Source organism: Pseudoalteromonas aurantia 208 (assembly GCF_014858725.1).
Taxonomy (GTDB): Bacteria; Pseudomonadota; Gammaproteobacteria; order Enterobacterales; family Alteromonadaceae; genus Pseudoalteromonas; species Pseudoalteromonas aurantia.
Map to the genome: position 1 here is coordinate 326,084 of NZ_AQGV01000014.1, position 19,872 is coordinate 345,955.

Annotated in this window: 17 protein-coding genes; 8 read left to right on the top strand and 9 right to left on the bottom strand. The window is 40.4% G+C overall.

Annotated features, from left to right (window positions below; genetic code table 11):
- Positions 1–273: 273 nt before the first annotated feature.
- Positions 274–1,638, bottom strand: coding sequence for a tRNA uridine-5-carboxymethylaminomethyl(34) synthesis GTPase MnmE (mnmE, locus tag PAUR_RS18370; RefSeq protein ID WP_192509173.1), 1,365 nt, complete (start codon positions 1,636–1,638; stop codon positions 274–276).
- A gap of 135 nt (positions 1,639–1,773) precedes the next feature.
- On the opposite strand from mnmE, the gene PAUR_RS18375 reads away from it, so the two are divergent.
- On the top strand, positions 1,774–4,026 hold the full coding sequence (locus PAUR_RS18375) for a winged helix-turn-helix domain-containing protein (protein WP_192509174.1): 2,253 nt from the start codon (positions 1,774–1,776) through the stop codon (positions 4,024–4,026).
- On the opposite strand, the gene PAUR_RS18380 is transcribed toward PAUR_RS18375, so the two are convergent.
- The 7 genes from PAUR_RS18380 to rpmH form a co-directional block, all read right to left on the bottom strand.
- Entirely contained in the window at positions 4,002–4,814 is an 813-nt protein-coding gene (locus tag PAUR_RS18380) for a thioredoxin family protein (protein ID WP_192509175.1), read from the bottom strand. The genes PAUR_RS18375 and PAUR_RS18380 overlap by 25 nt on opposite strands.
- Complete coding sequence (locus PAUR_RS18385) at positions 4,807–5,289, bottom strand: TlpA disulfide reductase family protein (RefSeq protein WP_192509176.1); 483 nt, start codon at positions 5,287–5,289, stop codon at positions 4,807–4,809. The genes PAUR_RS18380 and PAUR_RS18385 overlap by 8 nt, the downstream gene beginning before the upstream one ends.
- Positions 5,290–5,307: 18 nt before the next feature.
- Positions 5,308–6,003 (bottom strand): cytochrome c biogenesis protein CcdA, encoded by a 696-nt coding sequence (locus PAUR_RS18390; protein ID WP_192509177.1) that lies wholly within the window; start codon positions 6,001–6,003, stop codon positions 5,308–5,310.
- 495 nt (positions 6,004–6,498) lie between these two features.
- Entirely contained in the window at positions 6,499–8,139 is a 1,641-nt protein-coding gene (gene yidC, locus PAUR_RS18395) for a membrane protein insertase YidC (RefSeq protein ID WP_192509178.1), read from the bottom strand.
- 8 nt (positions 8,140–8,147) lie between these two features.
- The gene (yidD, locus tag PAUR_RS18400) at positions 8,148–8,435 is read right to left on the bottom strand and encodes a membrane protein insertion efficiency factor YidD (RefSeq protein WP_404821708.1); all 288 of its coding nucleotides are present in this window, start codon (positions 8,433–8,435) and stop codon (positions 8,148–8,150) included.
- A 64-nt stretch (positions 8,436–8,499) separates the two neighbouring features.
- A complete protein-coding gene (gene rnpA, locus PAUR_RS18405; RefSeq protein WP_192509179.1) occupies positions 8,500–8,949 on the bottom strand; it encodes a ribonuclease P protein component in 450 nt (149 codons plus the stop codon).
- A 3-nt stretch (positions 8,950–8,952) separates the two neighbouring features.
- Complete coding sequence (gene rpmH / locus PAUR_RS18410; RefSeq protein WP_004335215.1) at positions 8,953–9,087, bottom strand: 50S ribosomal protein L34; 135 nt, start codon at positions 9,085–9,087, stop codon at positions 8,953–8,955.
- Between the two features lie 580 nt (positions 9,088–9,667).
- Between rpmH and dnaA the strand changes: the two genes are divergently transcribed.
- The 7 genes from dnaA (at position 9,668) to PAUR_RS18445 (ending at position 19,428) form a co-directional block, all read left to right on the top strand.
- The gene (dnaA, locus tag PAUR_RS18415) at positions 9,668–11,062 is read left to right on the top strand and encodes a chromosomal replication initiator protein DnaA (RefSeq protein WP_192509180.1); all 1,395 of its coding nucleotides are present in this window, start codon (positions 9,668–9,670) and stop codon (positions 11,060–11,062) included.
- Positions 11,063–11,077: 15 nt separating this feature from the next.
- A complete protein-coding gene (gene dnaN / locus PAUR_RS18420) occupies positions 11,078–12,181 on the top strand; it encodes a DNA polymerase III subunit beta (protein WP_192509181.1) in 1,104 nt (367 codons plus the stop codon).
- 1 nt (position 12,182) lies between these two features.
- A complete protein-coding gene (recF, locus tag PAUR_RS18425) occupies positions 12,183–13,271 on the top strand; it encodes a DNA replication/repair protein RecF (RefSeq protein ID WP_192509182.1) in 1,089 nt (362 codons plus the stop codon).
- Positions 13,272–13,283: 12 nt separating this feature from the next.
- Positions 13,284–15,707, top strand: a complete 2,424-nt coding sequence (gene gyrB, locus PAUR_RS18430; RefSeq protein WP_192509183.1) for a DNA topoisomerase (ATP-hydrolyzing) subunit B — start codon at positions 13,284–13,286, stop codon at positions 15,705–15,707.
- A 188-nt stretch (positions 15,708–15,895) separates the two neighbouring features.
- On the top strand, positions 15,896–16,795 hold the full coding sequence (glyQ, locus tag PAUR_RS18435; RefSeq protein ID WP_010366281.1) for a glycine--tRNA ligase subunit alpha: 900 nt from the start codon (positions 15,896–15,898) through the stop codon (positions 16,793–16,795).
- A 3-nt stretch (positions 16,796–16,798) separates the two neighbouring features.
- Positions 16,799–18,868, top strand: coding sequence for a glycine--tRNA ligase subunit beta (gene glyS, locus PAUR_RS18440; RefSeq protein ID WP_192509184.1), 2,070 nt, complete (start codon positions 16,799–16,801; stop codon positions 18,866–18,868).
- Between the two features lie 116 nt (positions 18,869–18,984).
- Positions 18,985–19,428 carry a hypothetical protein gene (locus tag PAUR_RS18445; RefSeq protein WP_192509185.1) on the top strand — a complete coding sequence of 148 codons (444 nt, stop codon included), beginning with the start codon at positions 18,985–18,987 and terminating at the stop codon, positions 19,426–19,428.
- A 73-nt stretch (positions 19,429–19,501) separates the two neighbouring features.
- Here PAUR_RS18445 and tusA read toward each other — a convergent pair whose 3' ends face one another.
- Entirely contained in the window at positions 19,502–19,741 is a 240-nt protein-coding gene (gene tusA / locus PAUR_RS18450; protein WP_192509186.1) for a sulfurtransferase TusA, read from the bottom strand.
- Positions 19,742–19,872 lie beyond the last annotated feature (131 nt).

The window sequence follows — 19,872 nt, forward strand, 5'->3', positions numbered from 1 at the left end:
GTAGTCAGCGGGATTGTCTGTGTTGGAATTGTTTACAAATTATAAAATAGGTATGCTTATATTCGGATCAAAATCTATTTTCTGTCTTTAATCTATTGTTACTTATGATGTTATGTCCGATAAATAACGCTCTCATTTTAGCCAGTGATATTTCTCACTAGTATGGTAAATATACTAAACGATGAGTTATTAGAATACCTATGGGTATAGAAAAGCTTTAATTAAAACCTTAAAGGGGCTAGATCTTTTAAGGTTTTAACTGCGGTGTGCGTATTATTTACCGATACAAAATGAGCTGAAGATCTTACCCAGTAAATCGTCGGAGGTGAATTCACCGGTAATTTCGTTTAAATATTGCTGCGTTAAACGTAGCTCTTCAGCAAGAATTTCACCTGCAATGTGCATTTCTAACTGTGTTTTACCAATATCTAAGTGCTCTGCTGAACGTTCTAACGCATCTAAGTGACGGCGGCGTGCCATAAAGCCACCTTCCGTAGCTCCCTGGAAGCCAATACAAGCTTTTAGATGATCGCGTAGCAAATCTATGCCATCGGTATTTTTTGCACTCAAACGTAAGACAGGGTAATCGCCTTGTTGGCACATCCCGACCGCTTCTTGTGATAAATCGATTTTATTACGAACGACGGTGACTGCCATACCTTGAGGGAGACGCGCCATAAATTCAGGCCAAATTTGCATCGGATCAGTGTGGTCTGTGTCAGTACCATCGACCATAAACAATACATGATCGGCTTGGCTTATTTCATCCCAAGCACGTTCAATACCAATTTGCTCTACTTTATCAGGGCTATCACGCAGTCCTGCGGTATCAATTATGTGCAGTGGCATACCATCTATATGAATATGTTCACGCAGTACGTCTCGGGTGGTACCCGCAATGTCTGTCACGATAGCGGCTTCGCGGCCAGCTAATGCATTAAGTAAGCTAGATTTACCTGCGTTTGGGCGACCCGCGATCACCACACGCATACCTTCGCGCATGATGCTGCCTTGCTTTGCTTGTTTACGGACTTCATTAAGTTGTTCGATGATTGCGTTTAAATCACCACTCACTTTTCCGTCAGATAAAAAGTCGATTTCTTCATCTGGAAAGTCGATAGCTGCTTCAACATACATACGCAAATGGATAACTTTCTCCACCAGCGTATTAATATGATTAGAGAAATCACCTTGTAAAGAGTGAAGGGCACTTTTTGCTGCTTGTTCACTAGTGGCATTAATTAGATCAGCAATCGCTTCTGCTTGTGTTAAGTCCATTTTGTCGTTTAAGAATGCGCGTTCTGAAAACTCACCGGGCTGCGCTAAGCGCACGCCAGATATTTGGCAAATTTCTTTGAGTAGCATATCAATGACAACAGGGCCACCATGACCTTGCAGTTCTATAACATCTTCGCCAGTAAAAGAATTAGGGCCTGCAAAATAGAGTGCGATCCCTTGATCTAATTGTTCACCTTTTAAGGTATTGAAAGGTAAATATTCGGCATAGCGCGTTTTTGGGCATTTCCCAATAATATGCTGCGCAACGTCAGAAGCTAATGCACCTGATATGCGGATAATACCTACGCCGCCGCGTCCTGGTGCTGTCGCTTGAGCAACGATGGTGTCTTGTGTATTCATAAGGCCGTTAATGAAGCGTTTATATTACTTTTAATTGTACAGCAAAGGGGCAAACTGGGCTATTAACAACCATGACATATTGCATTCGCTTTTGTATATTAGGGGCACTAGCGTATATAGGGAATATAAGAAAACGTGTATCAATTTAAACAGTTTACATTTGAACCTGTTTTAGAGCAGTTGCATGTTGATGAGCAGATCGTAACTCTACGACCTAAAGTCGCACAATTACTCTTATTATTTTTAGATCAGCCAGGCAAGTTATTGAGCCGAGAAGAGATACTTTCACGGCTATGGCTTCATAGTGAATATCGTGATGCCGCTTTAACGCAGAGTATCCAGGAGTTACGAAAACACCTTGGTGATAACGCCCAGAACCCGCGCTTTATTAAAACTTACCCGCAGAAAGGGTATATTTGGATCAGTCCGGTACATAGAAAGTATAAAATAGCTCGATTCTTAAATAGGACTAATTTTTTTCGATCGAACTTTGGTTCTATCATGATGCTGTTTATTACGATGATCGGGGTTGTATTATCGCTTTCTCTACCAAATTTCTTTGATAAAAAGCAGCAACAAGGTGCACATGTAACGGTATCATTACCGACACTTATTGTGATGGACATCGATAATTTAACAGGGAAGGTTGAATTTGATTGGTGGGGCTTTACGCTGCAGCAACAATTAAAAAAGGGTGCAGGGCATACCTTTAGTATTGGGAATGAAGCCACATTCATTGATCAACAAAATGATACACACAAGCCAGACAAAACAACCATATTTTCAGCGTCTTTAACCCAGCAACAGCAGCGATATGTATTGAATTATCAAATAACACGTAATAATCAAGCACCGATATACGGTCAGCTATTCAGTGAGAATCTGACTGCACCGCTAGATAATATGGTCACTGAGTTGGTGCAACAATTAAATGGTGTCGTGCAGCCGGTATCAACAGAAGTTGTTTCAGCAAATCATGATTCAAGGATCAGCTATTTAAGTGGGTTACATGCGTTAACTTATTATGGTATCTCCGCGGCAACCCCATTTTTTCAAGCCGCTTTATTACATGATGATAATAATCAAGCTGCACGGTTAGAACTTGCCAATTTACTATGGAAAACGGGGCAATATTCTTTAGCACAGCATTATTTTGATGGTATTGACTTGGATGAAAGTGATGAGTTTTTAACGGTTCGATACCACCTTTATTATGGCCAATTTTTATTACATGAAGGCCGCTTTGATTCTATAGAGGTATCATTAGCAAAAAGTATGCAGTTTGCCAACGAATTAAAGCACCGCAGCTTACTTGGTCAAGTGTACCAATTAGAAGCTGATTTGGCTTGGCTGAAGTTTGATTGGCCTCGCCACCATCGAGCGGTACAAAATATGAAATTAATAAATGGGGGACTGTCTGTGAGTTTATTGGAATCGCAACGTGCATTTTATATTGCAAACCCCCCTCAAGCAGGTCTGGAACAAAACACCGAATTAGACATTGAAGATAATTTAAAGGTGATAAATCGCGCGATTCATTATTATCAACAACAAAAGCAACTCGCCCCGTTAATGAAAAGCTACTTTGCATTTGGGCAAAATTATCAAGCACCGTTAGGGCTGAGAAAAGAAGCGCTATACAAGAGTTTGAATATGGCTAAAACCCAAGGCAATGTGTATTTACAACAACAAATACTACTCTATTTGGGGTTCTTTCATATTCAGTTACACGAGGGGAACGCTGCATTGACGACCCTTTGGAAGTTAGAAAGTATGAATACTCTCTCAGCTAATATTGCAATACAAGCTGAGTTTTTAATATCGATGGCGTACATGGATAATGTGCTACGAGCAGATATATTTGATAAAACATCTTTTATTAGTGCGAAGCGAGGGTTTGAAAAGTTAATTTCGGATAATAAAAGTGGCCATATTACTCAGGCGAATGCGCAATTGTTGTTAGCTTGGTTATTAGTTCATCAACAAGACTATACCGCTGCTATGTCATTAACGGATCAGGCAATTACGACGTACAAAGCGTATAAGTTTGTCGATAGCCTAGCGTATGCACACTACACTAAAATGTATATTTTGCTTCAGCAAGAACAGTTTGAGCACTCACTGTCATTTGCTATGAAAAAACCAAAACATAAATTAACGGCTATTTATAAAAGTGCGGCGCAGTGGCAATTAGGCCATTTTGATCGTGCTATCAAATCTATGACTGAAACTAAAGTGCGTTTTCATTTACAGTGGCAAAGTACGGATCAAAATCTATTACACCATTTTATAGAAGCAAGAAATGAGGGAGTTAAATTGGATTCGCTCCCTCAATTATTGCCACCACCTTACAGTGTGTATTGTCAATCTGAATGGGTGTTTGAGTAGTGGGGTGTATGCAGCAAAGTTTTACTTGGTGGTGTATTACCTCTATACATCACATTTCCTTGGTTATTAAGTAATATCCAATAGGGCAGTTCAGAGACTGAGAATTGCCTAAAAAGCACATTATGTTTATCAAATATCACTGGATGAGTGATGTAAAATTGTTGCTTATAAGTATGTGCATCTGCAATAGAGACGTAAAAAGGCTTAATGATAGTGAGCTTTTCTATTTTGCTGTTTAAATCAAGTTGGTTATGCGCTTTAATCTTTTCTACACAATCGGGTAAGTGGTGTTTAGGGCAAAGCGCATCACTAAAAAATAATAGTCGAGCAGGGTGCTTGTCGGACTGATTAAAATCAAAATGGCTATTTTGCAAGCTAGTTAATCGCAATTGCTCTGCAGTGATAGCTAGGTGCTCTTTGTTTGGTAAACTAACGAGTGTATTTGGTGTATATGTATTAACGACTTCCCCCTGTTTTAAGCTAATCACTGTTGGTGTTTTTTGTACCGAAAAGTGTTTTGCTAAGCGGTTGTTTTTGTCTATTTTGAGCGTCTTAAATTGTGGGTATGCTTGTATGAAATGTGCAAGGTCAGCGGTATTTACGTTCATATCTATTTGAAAATAACGACGTGGAAGGTGTGATTTTGGAAGGTTGCTTAATGCGGCATATTCACTCCATATATCAATAAAGACGACTTCTTCATGGGCCATTGCTGTTTGAGCTTCAGTGATTTTTATATTACAGATCATCAATATGTTAAAAAGGAACCATAGTAGGGGTTTATTCATGATGTTGTCCTTGTGTCGTTAAGTCGAGGAGCTTGGCTTTGAGCTCATCTGTTAATAGTGCGCTGCGATGGATGATGTTCCCTTGTTTATCAATAATGATATGAGTCGGTGTGCCAGTAATTTTAAATCGCTCCACGAGTGAGCCATCATCAAATACGGTGGGAAAGGTATAGTTATATTGAGATAGAAAGCGACTGACCAATTGAGGTGATTGATTTAAACCCACGTTAATCGAGACAACATGTGTCTGTTCCCGCTTTGTATTGGCTGTTTTTTGTAAGTGGGGCATCTCTTCTATACAGTAGCGACACCAAGTGGCCCAAAACTTTAGGTAAGTAATTTTGTTTTGAGTGTGAATTGTCTTCCCCTGTATTGTGTTTAAAACGAGTGGTTTGATGAGTTGTGATGCATAACAGGCATTGTGTGTTAGACCTATTAAAAGTAGTGAGTATATGACTGCGTAATATCGTTTCATGATGTTTCCGTTATTGTATTAAAAGAATAGCGCTTGTCCGGCGCGTATTAAGTAGTACTGCGCCATGAATAGCATCAGTAGTGCAAAAATAGTGGGTGGGAGCGTTAACCAACGTCCGGACTTGGGAAGAACATTGAGTAAATGACTAAATACGCCCAGTATAAATAGCAAAGCGCTCATCCCTAATGCAAAGCAAAAAAGCAGTGCAGCACCAAAGCCACTCTGTTGTTGCTCTGCGACAAAAAGTAATAAGCCTGCCAGTATAGGAGAGGTACAAGGGGCTGCGACTAATCCACTGGCCGCACCCATGAAAAACGGCTTTTGACTCGATAAGGAGACGTTTGAAAGTAAGTTTGGAAGTGCTAACCAACCTTTGAGAATGGCAGCAAAATAGAGAAGTAAATTAGCAAAACCAATTTGAACCCATGGATCACTGGCGACAGATCCAAACATTTTACCGGACAGAGCAGCTAACCAACCTAACGCGGCATAAACTAATGCAAAACCTAAGCAGTAGTACGCGGCTCTGCGTTTTTTGTACTGTTGTTCGGAATTTCTAGGTGCTAATGAAGCAATTGTTATGGGGAGTAGAGGGTAAATGCAAGGGGATAAACTGGCTAATACACCACTAAAAAAAGCGCTCAGAAGTAACCACCAGCTTAATTGCAGTACATTAAGTTGGCTTAATAGCAATGTTTCTAATTCAACAACCATGACAAACTCTATGAAATCTTGAAATTGTCGATGAGTATTTTATAAGGTCTCAGTAAAGCCTATCAAATAGACATAAAATAGAGATAAAAAAACATTAAATAATTGATATATATAAATATAAACCCATAAAAAAGTGAATGAAAGGCGAGGGGGATTAGCCGTTGAATATGGGAAATAAAGATAAGCGCTAGCGCATACTGTTCAGTAATTTCGTATTCATTGCATTACACGAGAAATCTCTGTCTGCGCTAAACTAATAATCGTATTTTATGGGGTAATAATTTGAAGGGTTATTACTTAACCTGAGCATAAAGGTAACTCGCTGTAGTTCTTATACAGATCTCAGGTTACTTATATTAAAGTGGTGTAGTACATAAATGGGGGGTTGTCTAAATAAGAGGGGTAAAGCATCTATGCTAGCGGGAGTAAATAATTGAAAACGCCTGCAAGTTAGCAGGCGTTTGATCGATAACAAAAAGCTGTTTTACAATGGCTTTATCTTACCTTTAATCCTTTCTTTTCCATCCCGCGGTAGATGATAAGCATCTGTGCAATGGTGATCAGGTTCGATACTAACCAGTATAAAACGAGGCCTGATGGGAAAGGGAAGATTAAGAAGAATATCGTAAATACCACAGGCATGTACGTCATCATCTTTTGCTGCATTGGATCTGTGACAGTCATCGGCTGCAGCTTTTGCGTTAGAAACATACTCGCACCAAATAAAATAGGCAGTACGTAGTATGGGTCTGCCGCCGACAAGTCTGTAAGCCAGAACATGAATTCAGCGTGGCGTAACTCTGTCGACTCTAAGAATACATAGAACAAGGCTAAGAAAATTGGCATTTGTAGTAATAGAGGTAAACAGCCACCCATCGGGTTAACTTTCTCTTTGCGATATAGTTCCATCGTAGCTTGACCAAACTTCTGGCGGTCATCGCCATAACGCTCTTTTAATGCCTGCATTTTTGGCTGTAGCATGCGCATTTTAGCCATTGAGGTGTATTGCGCTTTAGTCAGTGGGTAAAGTGCAGACTTCACCAAAATAGTGATCGCGATAATGGCTAGTCCCCAGTTACCTATCAGGCCATATAAGAACTTAAGTAATATGAACAGTGGCTGAGAGATAAAAAATAACCAACCATAGTCTACAGTTAAATCTAAGTTATGATGAATTGCTTCTAAAGCATCTCCATCTTTCGGGCCCATGTAATAGGTAGCTGACAGGTTAACTGTACTATTGGCTTGGACATTCACCGGCTCGCCTTTTAACCCCATAATACCTTGACCATTACGCACTGCGGTATAAATGGTGTTATTTGACTCTTGCATTGGTACCCATGCACTTACAAAGTAATGCTGAATAAATGCGACATAGCCACCTAACGTATTCTTGTTAAGATTCGCTTCAATCATGTCATCAAAGCTGTATTTTTCATAGGGCTCTTCAGCTGTACCGTACGCCGTACCAAGGTAGGTTTGATCAACCATGCTGCCTTTGGCCTGAATTGTACGTTTAACCTGAGTATACAATTGCACTTGTATAGGATCTGCCGTTGCGTTGTTAACGCTATATTCAAGGTTTACATCGTATTTACCAGCTTTAAATACATACGTTTTGGTAAACTCAACACCTTTGGCATCAACAAAAGTTAAAGGCACACGCAACTCATCACCATTCAATTGGTATTGCGTATTAGAACTTGTATATACAGGACGACCATCTTGTGATGCATCAGGCCCATTTAAGCCAATTAAGCCACTTTGCGAGATATATTGCTTACCTTCAAACTCACCTAGTAGTAAGTAAGGGTCTTCACTACCATGCGTTTCAGCATGCTTTAGAAGTTTAGCTTCAACAATGTCGCCCCCTTTAGTATCAATTTGTACCGCTAAAACGTCAGTTGTTACTGTGATCACTGAACGAATTGCTTTAGTTGCGGCTACAGGCACGTCGCCTTGACTTGATACTGGTACATCATTTTGTGATGCAGCCGATGATACATTTGGGGTAGTTACTTGTGTTGTGGCACTGGTATCGATTTTTGGTTGGTTGTAGTCATTATTCCACTCTTGGAATAATAAATACGACACAAGCAATAAACCGATAAATAAAAACGTGCGTTGTGATTCCATAACAGCTCTTATTTCTCGTGTTGATGTTTAACTTGGGTTGATTTCTCAGGTACGGGGTCATCCCCGCCTGCACTTAAAGGGTGACATTTTAATATGCGTTTGACCGCGAACCAACTCCCTTTTAACAAACCATGACAATTAATTGCTTGTATGGCATAGCTAGAGCAAGTTGGATTAAAACGACAATGTGGACCTAACATAGGGCTAATAAAGTGTTGGTAACCTTTAATCAATAGAATAAAGATACGCTTCGGGGCATCAAGTAATATGGTGAACCAAGGCTTTAGCACTTTAATTATCATTGCCATACTATTAATGTTCAAAAGGTGAGCTAAAGATACCCTAAATCAAGGGCTAAAGCTACGAACGGGGTGTATTATCGCGCTTTTGCGGCGAGTTTGCTTTTTTTACATTCTTTGCTGGGCGCTTTTTAAACGGTTTAGGCTTTGGTGCTCCCGGTTTACAACGTTCATTGAGTTTTCGCCACATTTTATTAAGTTGTTGCGTTAACTCGGCATTACTTTGTTCATCAACACCGCTTTTAACCATTAATACAATATCAATGTTATCAAGTTTATGCTGATTTAAACGAAAACTTTCGCGAGCAAGCCGTTTGATGCGGTTGCGTTGGCAAGCCAGTTTACAGCGTTTTTTAGCAACAGTAAGGCCTAAACGAGGACGTCCAATATCATTAGGTTTTGCTAGAAGAGTAAAATAAGGTGTCGCTGCGCGAGCAGGTTCTTGAAATATTCGAGAGTAATGCGAGGGAGTTAACAGACGTAACTCCCTGCCAAAGCTAAAGCTTTCCACTTATTAAGCAGAAAGTACTTTACGGCCTTTAGCACGACGACGTGCTAGTACTTTACGGCCATTTACAGTTGCCATGCGAGCACGGAAACCGTGAGCACGTTTGCGTTTTAAAACGCTAGGTTGAAAAGTTCTTTTCATAACAATTCCGTCCGATCGGTTAAGTTAAAACATCCTATGCAGGTCGCGATCCTGGCACAGGTGCCATTGCGAGCGCGAGATAGTAATGCCCATTGCCTCGAAAGTCAATAACTATCTCTGGCGCTGGTGGTTTTTTAACTAATACTATGTAGGTCTCTACGTAGTTGGTTATTAGTAGTCGCTATTATATAAAGCTGCTGCATTATAAAGGTGATCTTTCGATCGCACCAGTAGATCTGGATCGATCTGATCTAATTAGAGTTTTCCACAGGCTTTGGGGGGAATATGGAAAAAACCTTTGGAAAACTAAAAATGATCGTAAAATAGCAGTGAGATCTTGTCTATTTTTTGCTATGATCTAACTCTTGGATCTAAAATAAAATTTCATTTAAAACAGCTGTTTATTGTTTTTTATCAACAGGATCCTCATTTTTTGAAAAGTCAACATTGAAGTTGTGGATAAGATCCATTCATAATACTCGGCTTCCATTATTAATTTAATGATAATAAAAGAAAATTTCTGGGTGAATTTTAGCCTTTTTAGGTGCCCGGGAATATTAACTATGTATTGGAGTTCAGCGTGTATCTGTCGGTTTGGCAAAGTTGTTTATATGTGTTGCAAGATGAATTGCCGTCTCAGCAATTTAGTATGTGGGTTAGACCACTACAAGCAGAAAGTACCGATGATACCTTAACGATTTATGCACCTAACCGTTTTGTGCTTGATTGGGTGAGAGAGAAGTACTTAAATCGTATTAATGAATTACTTATTGAGATCTGCGGTGATGAAGCGCCAAAGTTACACTTTGACGTAGGTAGTAAACCTATTTTAGGTCAACAACCTAGTGCTGATACCCAACAAGTACCGATGGTAAGTGCACAGCCTGCAACAAGTACGCAAAGCGTTGCTGCGCCAGCCGTTGAAAAGATTGAACCAGCACCAAAATCAGCATATCGCCCTAATATTAAAGAAAATTATACGTTTGATAATTTTGTTGAGGGTAAATCTAACCAATTGGCAAAAGCTGCCGCCACTCAGGTTTCTGATAATCCTGGCTCGGCATTTAATCCTGTTTTTATTTATGGCGGGACAGGCCTAGGTAAAACACACTTATTGCATGCTGTCGGCAATGGTATTTTGGCTAAAAAGCCAGACGCAAAAATTGTGTATATGCATTCAGAGCGCTTTGTACAAGATATGGTTAAAGCACTACAAAATAATGCAATCGAAGAGTTTAAGCGATATTACCGAAGTGTTGACGCCCTGATGATTGATGATATTCAGTTTTTCGCCAATAAAGAGCGTTCTCAAGAGGAGTTTTTTCATACCTTTAATGCGTTGCTTGAAGGTAATCAACAAATCATTTTAACGTCAGACCGTTATCCTAAAGAAATTGTGGGAGTAGAAGACAGGCTTAAGTCTCGTTTTGGGTGGGGCTTGACGATAGCAATAGAGCCCCCTGAGCTGGAAACACGAGTTGCGATTTTAATGAAAAAGGCGCAGCAGAGTAATATTAACTTACCACATGAAGTTGCATTCTTTATTGCTAAAAAACTTCGATCTAATGTACGTGAATTAGAAGGTGCGTTAAATCGTGTGATAGCCAATGCAAATTTTACAGGCAGGCCTATCTCTATTGACTTCGTAAAAGAAGCATTGCGTGACTTATTAGCACTACAAGATAAGTTAGTAACCATTGATAATATACAACGTACTGTTGCTGAATATTATCGTATACGTGTATCTGACTTATTATCAAAGCGCCGTAGCCGCTCTGTAGCGCGTCCACGCCAAGTTGCGATGGCGTTATCTAAAGAGTTGACCAATCATAGTTTACCAGAAATAGGCGATGCTTTTGGTGGACGAGATCATACAACGGTATTACATGCCTGTCGTAAAGTAAAAGCACTTCGTGATGAATCACATGAAGTAAAAGAAGATTATCAGAATTTGATTAGAACATTGTCGTCTTAAGGGCTCGTTTTTATTATGCAAATAACCATTTCTAGAGAGCAGTTTTTAAAACCGCTAACCCAAGTTTCCGGTGCAATTGAGCGTAAGCATACGCTACCTATTTTATCGAATGTACTACTTGAGATTAAAGATGGTACGTTGGCTATGACAGGGACTGATTTGGAAATTGAGCTGGTCGCAGCAGTGCAGTTGGATGAGCCAATTAGCGATGCAAAAATCACTTTACCCGCAAAAAAGTTGTTGGATATTTGTAAGAGTTTGCCTGATGGCTCTGATATTAAGTTGGCAAGTCAAGAGCATCAATTATTACTCACCAGTGGGAAAAGCCGCTTTTCATTAACAACTTTGGCCGCTGAAGATTTTCCTAATCTTGAGCAATGGGATGGCGAAGTTGAATTTCAGCTAACGCGGTTAGAATTACGTAAGTTGCTGGAAAGTACTCATTTCTCTATGGCAAACCAAGATGTTCGTTATTATTTAAATGGCATGTCATTTGAAGTTGATAACAGTGAAATTAAAACGGTCGCGACAGATGGGCATCGTTTAGCAATTGCACACAAGAAACTATCCGAATCTGTTGAAATGCAAAGGCAGTTAATTATACCGCGTAAAGGTGTTCAAGAAATTATGCGATTGTTGCCAGCTGACGATGAGTTATTAAGTATTCAGTTTGGTGCAAACCATGTGCGTATTGTCGACAGTGAATTTACCTTTACCAGTAAGTTGGTTGATGGGCGCTTCCCTGATTATCGGCGCGTGTTACCTCGAGGCGGAGATAAACTTGTTACTGCCAATAGAGAATGGCTGCGCAGTGCTTTTCAACGTGTGTCTATTTTATCAAATGAAAAGTTTCGTGGCGTTCGCCTCAATTTATCAAGTGGTCTTTTAAAAATTAGTGCCAATAACCCTGAACAAGAACAAGCAGAAGAAGTTGTCGAAGTGGGTTATCAAGGTGATGATTTGGAAATAGGTTTTAATGTTTCTTATGTATTAGATGTTTTAAATACAATAAAAACGGAAGACGTACAATTTACTTTAGCTGATTCTAATAGCAGTGCGTTAATTGAGGGCGCTGGAGATGATGAAGCAATGTATGTCGTGATGCCAATGCGTTTATAAAATGAGCCTTACCCATTTGAGCCTCGGTGACTTTCGAAACATCGAGGCGATTTCTTTAGAGCCCAGTCCAGATATTAATGTGATTATTGGCGCGAATGGCAGCGGTAAAACGAGCCTGTTAGAAGCCATTTATTTTCTCTCCCACGGTAAGTCTTTTCGTACTAATAGGCATAAATTATTGATCCGACATGAACAGACCCGCTGTTCAGTTCACGCCAAAAAACAACACCTTAGCTTGTCTATACCAGTTGGTATTGGGAAAGATTCTTCGGGAGAAACCTCTTTACGGATCCAAGGGCAATCAAGTCGAAAAGTGTCTGAGCTTGCCCAGCTAATACCAGTTCAAGTTATTACACCTGAAAGCTATGATTTATTCTTTGGTGGCCCTAAAGAGCGTCGTAAATTTATGGATCTAGGGGTGTTCCACGTGGAACATGGTTTTTTTCAAGAGTGGAAAGATTTCAACAAAGTACTTAAACAACGAAATGCACTCTTGAAGTTAAGACCCAATAACTACGCTGAACAAATTCAATATTGGGACAAAGAGTTTGTTCGATTGGCAGAGAAAATAAATAACCACAGAGAAGCGTATATAAGTAGGTTTAAAACGCTTTTTTTTGATAAAATAGTTAGTCAAATACCCGTATTCTCAGGGCTTGAATTGCGCTATGATGAAGGGTGGAAAGAAAGCTTAGCTGTCACATTGAAACAACAGTTTCACCGCGATACAAAGCTAGGTTATACAACCAAAGGGCCACACAAAGCTGATTTCAGTTTTTATATTCATGGCCATAGTGTAGAAAGTATTTTATCTCGGGGTCAATTAAAACTACTTCTATATGCGCTTAAAGTTGTACAGAATAGCTTAATTGAATCTGAAACCGATAAGCAGTCGATATTGCTTATCGACGACTTACCTTCAGAATTAGGTGAAGAAACTATGCAGTACGTGTCGACATTATTGTCGCAGTGTCAGTCTCAACTGTTTATTACTGCAATCACCACTGAAAGTATTTCTGCTGTCGTGGAACCGATGAAACGTGAACTAAAAATGTTCCACGTGAAACATGGCAGCTTAATAACAAAATAATTGGAAGAAACCATGTCTGAAAATTACGATTCATCCAGTATTAAAGTACTGAAAGGATTGGATGCAGTAAGAAAGCGTCCAGGAATGTATATAGGGGATACAGATGATGGCACCGGTCTGCATCATATGGTATTTGAAGTTGTTGATAACTCAATTGATGAAGCATTAGCTGGTCATTGTGACGATATCTTTGTAACAATTCATCTTGATGGCTCTGTATCCGTGCGCGACAATGGTCGTGGTATTCCAACTTCTATTCATGAAGAAGAAGGTGTATCTGCTGCAGAAGTTATTATGACTGTACTACATGCTGGTGGTAAGTTTGATGATAACTCATATAAAGTATCAGGTGGCTTACATGGTGTAGGTGTTTCTGTTGTAAATGCACTTTCTGAAAAACTACAATTAACAATCCGCCGAGAAGGCAAGGTGCATCAACAAACATATTCAATGGGTGTACCTGATGCGCCATTGGCTGTTATAGGTGAATCTGACACTACAGGAACTGAATTACGCTTTTGGCCAAGTTCAGAAACCTTTACTGATATAAACTTCCATTTCGATATTTTAGCGAAGCGATTACGTGAACTCTCATTTCTGAATTCTGGTGTTAGCATTATCTTAAATGATGAACGTGAGGAGAATAAACAAGACCACTTTAAATATGAAGGTGGTATTCAAGCGTTTGTGGCTTACTTGAATCGTAAAAAAACACCAGTTCATCAAAGTGTTTTCCATTTCACGAGTGAACGTGAAGATGGCACGAGTGTTGAAGTATCAATGCAGTGGAATGATGGTTTCCAAGAAAATATTTATTGTTTTACCAACAATATCCCACAGCGAGATGGTGGAACACACTTAGCAGGTTTTCGTTCGGCATTAACGCGTACACTGAATACGTACATGGAAAAAGAAGGCTTTCACAAGAAAGCGAAAACCAATAGTAATGCAACCGGCGATGATGCGCGCGAAGGGCTAACGGCCGTTGTTAGTGTAAAAGTACCTGATCCAAAGTTCTCTTCACAAACAAAAGACAAACTTGTTTCAAGTGAAGTGAAGGCGGCGGTTGAGCAGGCTATGGGTGAGAAATTGGGTGAGTTCTTACTTGAGAACCCTGCAGATGCCAAAATTGTTGTCAATAAAATCATCGATGCTGCTCGTGCAAGAGAGGCAGCACGAAAAGCAAGAGAGATGACTCGTCGTAAAGGTGTGATGGATTTAGCTGGCTTACCAGGCAAATTGGCAGATTGCCAAGAACGGGATCCTGCACTTTCTGAACTATATATAGTGGAGGGTGACTCAGCAGGTGGATCGGCTAAACAAGGCCGTAATCGTAAGAATCAGGCCATTTTACCGTTGAAAGGTAAAATACTGAATGTTGAAAAAGCACGATTTGACAAAATGTTGTCTTCACAAGAAGTAGCAACACTGATTACTGCGCTGGGCTGTGGCATTGGTCGTGATGAATATAACCCTGAAAAGTTACGTTACCATCGTATTATCATTATGACCGATGCGGATGTGGATGGCTCTCACATTCGTACATTGCTTCTGACGTTCTTTTATCGCCAAATGCCTGAAATCATTGAACGTGGCTATGTCTATATTGCCCAGCCACCTTTATATAAAGTGAAAAAAGGTAAGCAAGAGCAATATATTAAAGATGATGCAGCCCTAACGGTATACCTTACAGCATTAGCGCTTAATGGTGCTGCGTTGTATCCAACTGAAAGTGCAGCTGCGATAGAGGGTGAACCATTGGCAATCATGGTTGATGATTATCAAAATACCATGAAAATCATTGAGCGATTAAACCGTAAGTTCCCGTCATCGGTGACTAATCGCCTGATTTACCAATCAGAGCTAACAGAAGCTGACTTAGCAGTGCAAACAAAAGTAACGCAATGGACAGAATCATTCATAGCGGATTTAGTTGAGCGTGATGAAGATGCCACTATATTTGAAGCTGATGTAAAATTTGATGAAGAGCGCAGTTTATATTACCCCGTTATTAAAATTCGCCAGCATGGAGTAGATAAAGCGTATACGCTAGATCATAGCTTTATTACTTCTAAAGACTATGTGCGTATTGCCAATACAGGTAAAAATATAGCGAACTTGATGGGTAATGGCGGATATGTTCAACGTGGCGAGAAAACGCTTGAAGTCGATAACTTTGTCGAAGGCTTAGACTGGCTGATCAATGAATCGAAGCGTGGCTTGTATACACAACGATATAAAGGACTCGGTGAGATGAATCCAAGTCAGTTGTGGGAAACAACCATGGATCCAGATGGCCGTCGTATGCTACGTGTTACAATTGAAGATGCGATTGCAGCAGATCAGTTGTTTGCTACTTTAATGGGTGATCAGGTAGAGCCTCGTCGAGAGTTCATCGAGACAAATGCACTGCGAGTGGTTAACTTGGACGTATAATTCTAAGTGACAGAAAAATGAAAAAAAGGAGGGTTTTCCCTCCTTTTTTTGTGTCTAACGCTTAAAACCATGCTGCGCTCGCGGTATACTGAGCATAATTTTCACTCATTTGAAACCCTTCACTGATGTAAGTAAAAACAGTGTAATACGGGTTTAGTCATGAACCAAATAATATAATTAAGCCAACTATGCAAAAATACGATGTTAAAACCTTTCAAGGGTTGATCCTGGCATTACAGGATTACTGGGCACAGCAAGGCTGTATCATTGCTCAGCCATTAGATATGGAAGTAGGCGCGGGAACATTTCACCCGCTGACGTTTTTAAAATCAATTGGCCCAGAGCCAATGTCGAGTGCGTACGTACAACCATGTCGTCGTCCAACTGATGGCCGTTATGGTGAAAATCCGAACCGACTACAGCACTATTACCAATTCCAAGTTGTGCTAAAGCCATCGCCGGAGAACATTCAAGAGCTCTATTTAGGATCATTGGAAGCTGTGGGCATTGATACGTTAACGCATGAAGTACGCTTTGTTGAAGATAACTGGGAATCTCCAACACTTGGTGCATGGGGCTTGGGTTGGGAGATTTGGCTCAATGGTATGGAAGTGACCCAGTTTACCTACTTCCAACAAGTAGGTGGTATTGAGTGTGCGCCGGTGACAGGCGAAATCACATATGGTTTAGAGCGTTTAGCCATGTATATACAAGGTGTAGATAGTATTTATGACCTGGTATGGACTGATGGCCCTATGGGTAAAGTAACCTATGGCGATGTATTCCATCAAAACGAAGTCGAGCAGTCGAAATATAATTTTGAGCATGCAGATGTCGATGCTCTCTTTGCACAATTTGACCATTGTGAGAAAGAGAGTCAAAAATTGATTGAAGCAAGTTTACCACTACCTGCATATGAACAAGTTATGAAGGCATCACACGCATTTAATCTATTAGATGCTCGTCATGCGATCTCTGTGACTGAGCGCCAACGTTATATTTTACGTGTTCGCGCTTTATCTAAAGCCTGTGCACAAGCATATTATGATGCTCGAGAAGCGCTTGGCTTCCCGCTTTGTAAGGATTAAGCAATGTCGACTGAAAATCTATTAGTAGAAATTGGAACTGAAGAGTTACCACCAAAAGCATTGCGTAAGCTTGCACAAGCATTTGCTGATAATATGTCAGCAGAACTGACATCTTTAGAATTAGGCTTTCACCAGATCAATTGGTACGCCTCACCACGCCGCTTGGGTGTGCAAGTGTCAGCGTTAGAAACCCAGCAGCAAGACAAAGTTGTGGAGAAGCGTGGCCCTGCGACTAAGGCTGCTTTTGACGCTGAAGGCAACCCGACCAAGGCAGCACAAGGTTGGGCACGAGGGTGTGGCATTGACGTTAGTGAGGCTGAAACACTAGAAACAGATAAAGGTGCATGGTTATTACATCGTGCGACCGTATCTGGCAAACAGTCAGTTGCACTACTTGCGGATGTTATTGCTAAAGCACTTGCTAAGTTACCTATTCCAAAACCCATGCGCTGGGGGGCCAATAAGACTCAGTTCATTCGTCCGGTACATACTGTGGCTGCCTTACTCGGTAGTACACAGGTCAGAGGCGAAGTACTAGGTAAATCAATTAGCAATGAATTACAAGGTCACCGTTTTCACCATCCAGCACGTGTATCAATTAAGCATGCCGATGATGCATTTGAGGTATTGAAGGGGGCGTATGTGATAGCTGATTATGACAAGCGCAAAAACCTGATCCGTGAGCAGATAGAAACAGCTGCTAAAGTGGTTCATGCGCAAGTAGCGATGGATGAGGATTTACTTGATGAAGTGACATCATTGGTTGAGTGGCCGGTGACATTAACAGCCTCATTTGAAGAAGCTTTCTTGGATGTACCATCAGAAGCCCTGATCTACACAATGAAAGACGACCAAAAATACTTCCCGTTATTAGATCAAGAAGGCAACCTAATAAATAAGTTCCTGTTTGTTTCTAATATTGAAAGTAAAGATCCCAATGTCGTCATTGCCGGCAATGAAAAAGTGGTTCGCCCTCGTTTAGCCGATGCGCAGTTCTTCTTTGAGACGGATAAAAAGAAAACACTTGAAAGCAGGTTATCTTCGTTAGAGTCTGTATTATTCCAAAAGCAATTAGGTACGCTTAAAGATAAGTCTGAGCGTATTGCGGCTTTAGCAGGTTATATTGCTGAGCAAGTTGGCGCTGATAAAACGTTGGCAGAGCGTGCAGGTCTTTTGAGTAAAACTGACTTAATGACTGAAATGGTCATGGAGTTTACAGATGTGCAAGGCGTGATGGGAATGCATTATGCTCGCATTGACGGCGAAGCGGAAGATGTGGCATTAGCACAGAATGAGCAATATATGCCGCGTTTTGCAGGGGATACATTACCGTCAAACCCAATAAGCTATGCGGTGGCACTTGCTGATAAGTTCGATACGCTTGTGGGTATTTTTGGGATAGGTCAAGCACCTAAAGGTGACAAAGACCCATTTGCACTTCGTCGTGCAGCCATTGGTGCATTACGCATCATGGTTGAAAAAGAGCTGCCGTTAGATATTAATGACATCGTAGCGAAAGCAAAAACTCTCTTTGCTGATAAGTTAAGTAATGACCAAGTGGCAGAAGATGTCCTCGAATTTATGCTAGGTCGTTTTCGTGCATGGTACCAAGACGAAGGTATAAGTGTGGATGTTATTCAAGCTGTACTGGTTCGCAAACCAACATCGCCTATTGATTTCGATCGTCGTGTTAAAGCCGTTAGTCATTTTAGAGCTCTCTCTGAAGCAGATGCTTTGGCTGCCGCGAACAAGCGAGTGAATAATATCTTGGCTAAAAATAACGTCACTAGTGATGCACAAGTTAATGATGCACTATTAGCTGAACCCGCTGAGCAAGTGTTAGCACAACAAGTGAGTGCTCTGACCGTTGAGTTGGCACCTGTGTATGCGGCAGGTGACTATCAACATGTATTAAGTCGTCTTGCAAGCTTGCGCGACGCCGTCGATGACTTCTTTGATAACGTAATGGTGATGGCGGATGATGATGCGGTTAAAAATAACCGTTTAGCATTGCTCAGCCAGCTTAGTCGCTTATTCTTAAACACTGCAGATATTTCTGTATTACAAAAATAAGTAATTTGTTACGTTAAAAGCCAGCAATAAGCTGGCTTTTTTATTACCATATGCATTGTTATACGGTATAGCGTGTACTTACTTATTATTTAAATTGAAGACACTGGAGTTGTAATATGAAAAAGCTCAGTACAGTTTTATTTATGCTGTTATTGTCAGCTTGCGCAAATCAGGTACAAATTACAGACTCTCAGCAAACAAATACGACAGTAGCTCAAGAATTAAATAGACCGATGTACTTACGAGGTGATTTTACCTTGTGGGATGCAGAATCGCATTACATGCTGCAAGAGTCGAAGAAAGGTGTATATTCAGTCAAAGCGAAGTTTATGACGCCTGGTAAAGTATATGAATTTAAACTTGCGGATGACGCATGGTCAAAAGGGTTTAATTGCGGGTATAAAGTACAGGGTACATTGCGGTTAAATCAACCTCAATTAGCAGACTGCGATACAGTTTATAATTACTTTAGCTTTATGCCGAAAAAAAAGGGTTGGTATAAGATCACGCTAGACTATTCTGATAATCGATCACCTAAGGTATTGGTCACCAAAAACTAAGGTGCTGTTGGTGCCTTGACCCATTTCGGTACAGTATTTTTCTATTTTCTGGGATGGTAATAAAACCTAAATGTCATTTACCTTTTTTAATAAGGTATTGATAGGGTGCCGCAGCAATATCTTGGGTGATCAGTGTGTGGTCCATAAATTCACAAAAGCTGGGAATATCTCGGGTTGTTGATGGATCATCAGCGACAATTAATAATGTTTCACCGGTATTCATTTTTCTGACCATACCGCGGATCATCATCACAGGCTCAGGGCAGCGCAGGCCAATTGCATCTAACGTATGGTCTGGGTTTGAAAATGGCATGGGTTAACTCGCTTAGCTGACACTGAATGATTTTGTGCGCTATTTTAACCAGTGTTTTTAGACAAATAAACCACCCCTTAGAAAAAGCTGAAAATAAATGGATTTACCATGATATCAGCACGAAAAAAGGC

Bases quoted from the DNA above. Each gene is read 5' to 3' on its own strand.
- rpmH (WP_004335215.1), bottom strand. From the start codon at position 9,087: ATGAAAAGAACTTTTCAACCTAGCGTTTTAAAACGCAAACGTGCTCAC.
- glyS (WP_192509184.1), top strand. From the start codon at position 16,799: ATGTCGACTGAAAATCTATTAGTAGAAATTGGAACTGAAGAGTTACCA.
- glyQ (WP_010366281.1), top strand. From the start codon at position 15,896: ATGCAAAAATACGATGTTAAAACCTTTCAAGGGTTGATCCTGGCATTA.
- PAUR_RS18380 (WP_192509175.1), bottom strand. From the start codon at position 4,814: ATGAATAAACCCCTACTATGGTTCCTTTTTAACATATTGATGATCTGT.
- yidC (WP_192509178.1), bottom strand. From the start codon at position 8,139: ATGGAATCACAACGCACGTTTTTATTTATCGGTTTATTGCTTGTGTCG.
- recF (WP_192509182.1), top strand. From the start codon at position 12,183: ATGAGCCTTACCCATTTGAGCCTCGGTGACTTTCGAAACATCGAGGCG.
- PAUR_RS18445 (WP_192509185.1), top strand. From the start codon at position 18,985: ATGAAAAAGCTCAGTACAGTTTTATTTATGCTGTTATTGTCAGCTTGC.
- dnaN (WP_192509181.1), top strand. From the start codon at position 11,078: ATGCAAATAACCATTTCTAGAGAGCAGTTTTTAAAACCGCTAACCCAA.
- tusA (WP_192509186.1), bottom strand. From the start codon at position 19,741: ATGCCATTTTCAAACCCAGACCATACGTTAGATGCAATTGGCCTGCGC.
- mnmE (WP_192509173.1), bottom strand. From the start codon at position 1,638: ATGAATACACAAGACACCATCGTTGCTCAAGCGACAGCACCAGGACGC.
- PAUR_RS18390 (WP_192509177.1), bottom strand. From the start codon at position 6,003: ATGGTTGTTGAATTAGAAACATTGCTATTAAGCCAACTTAATGTACTG.
- gyrB (WP_192509183.1), top strand. From the start codon at position 13,284: ATGTCTGAAAATTACGATTCATCCAGTATTAAAGTACTGAAAGGATTG.
- PAUR_RS18385 (WP_192509176.1), bottom strand. From the start codon at position 5,289: ATGAAACGATATTACGCAGTCATATACTCACTACTTTTAATAGGTCTA.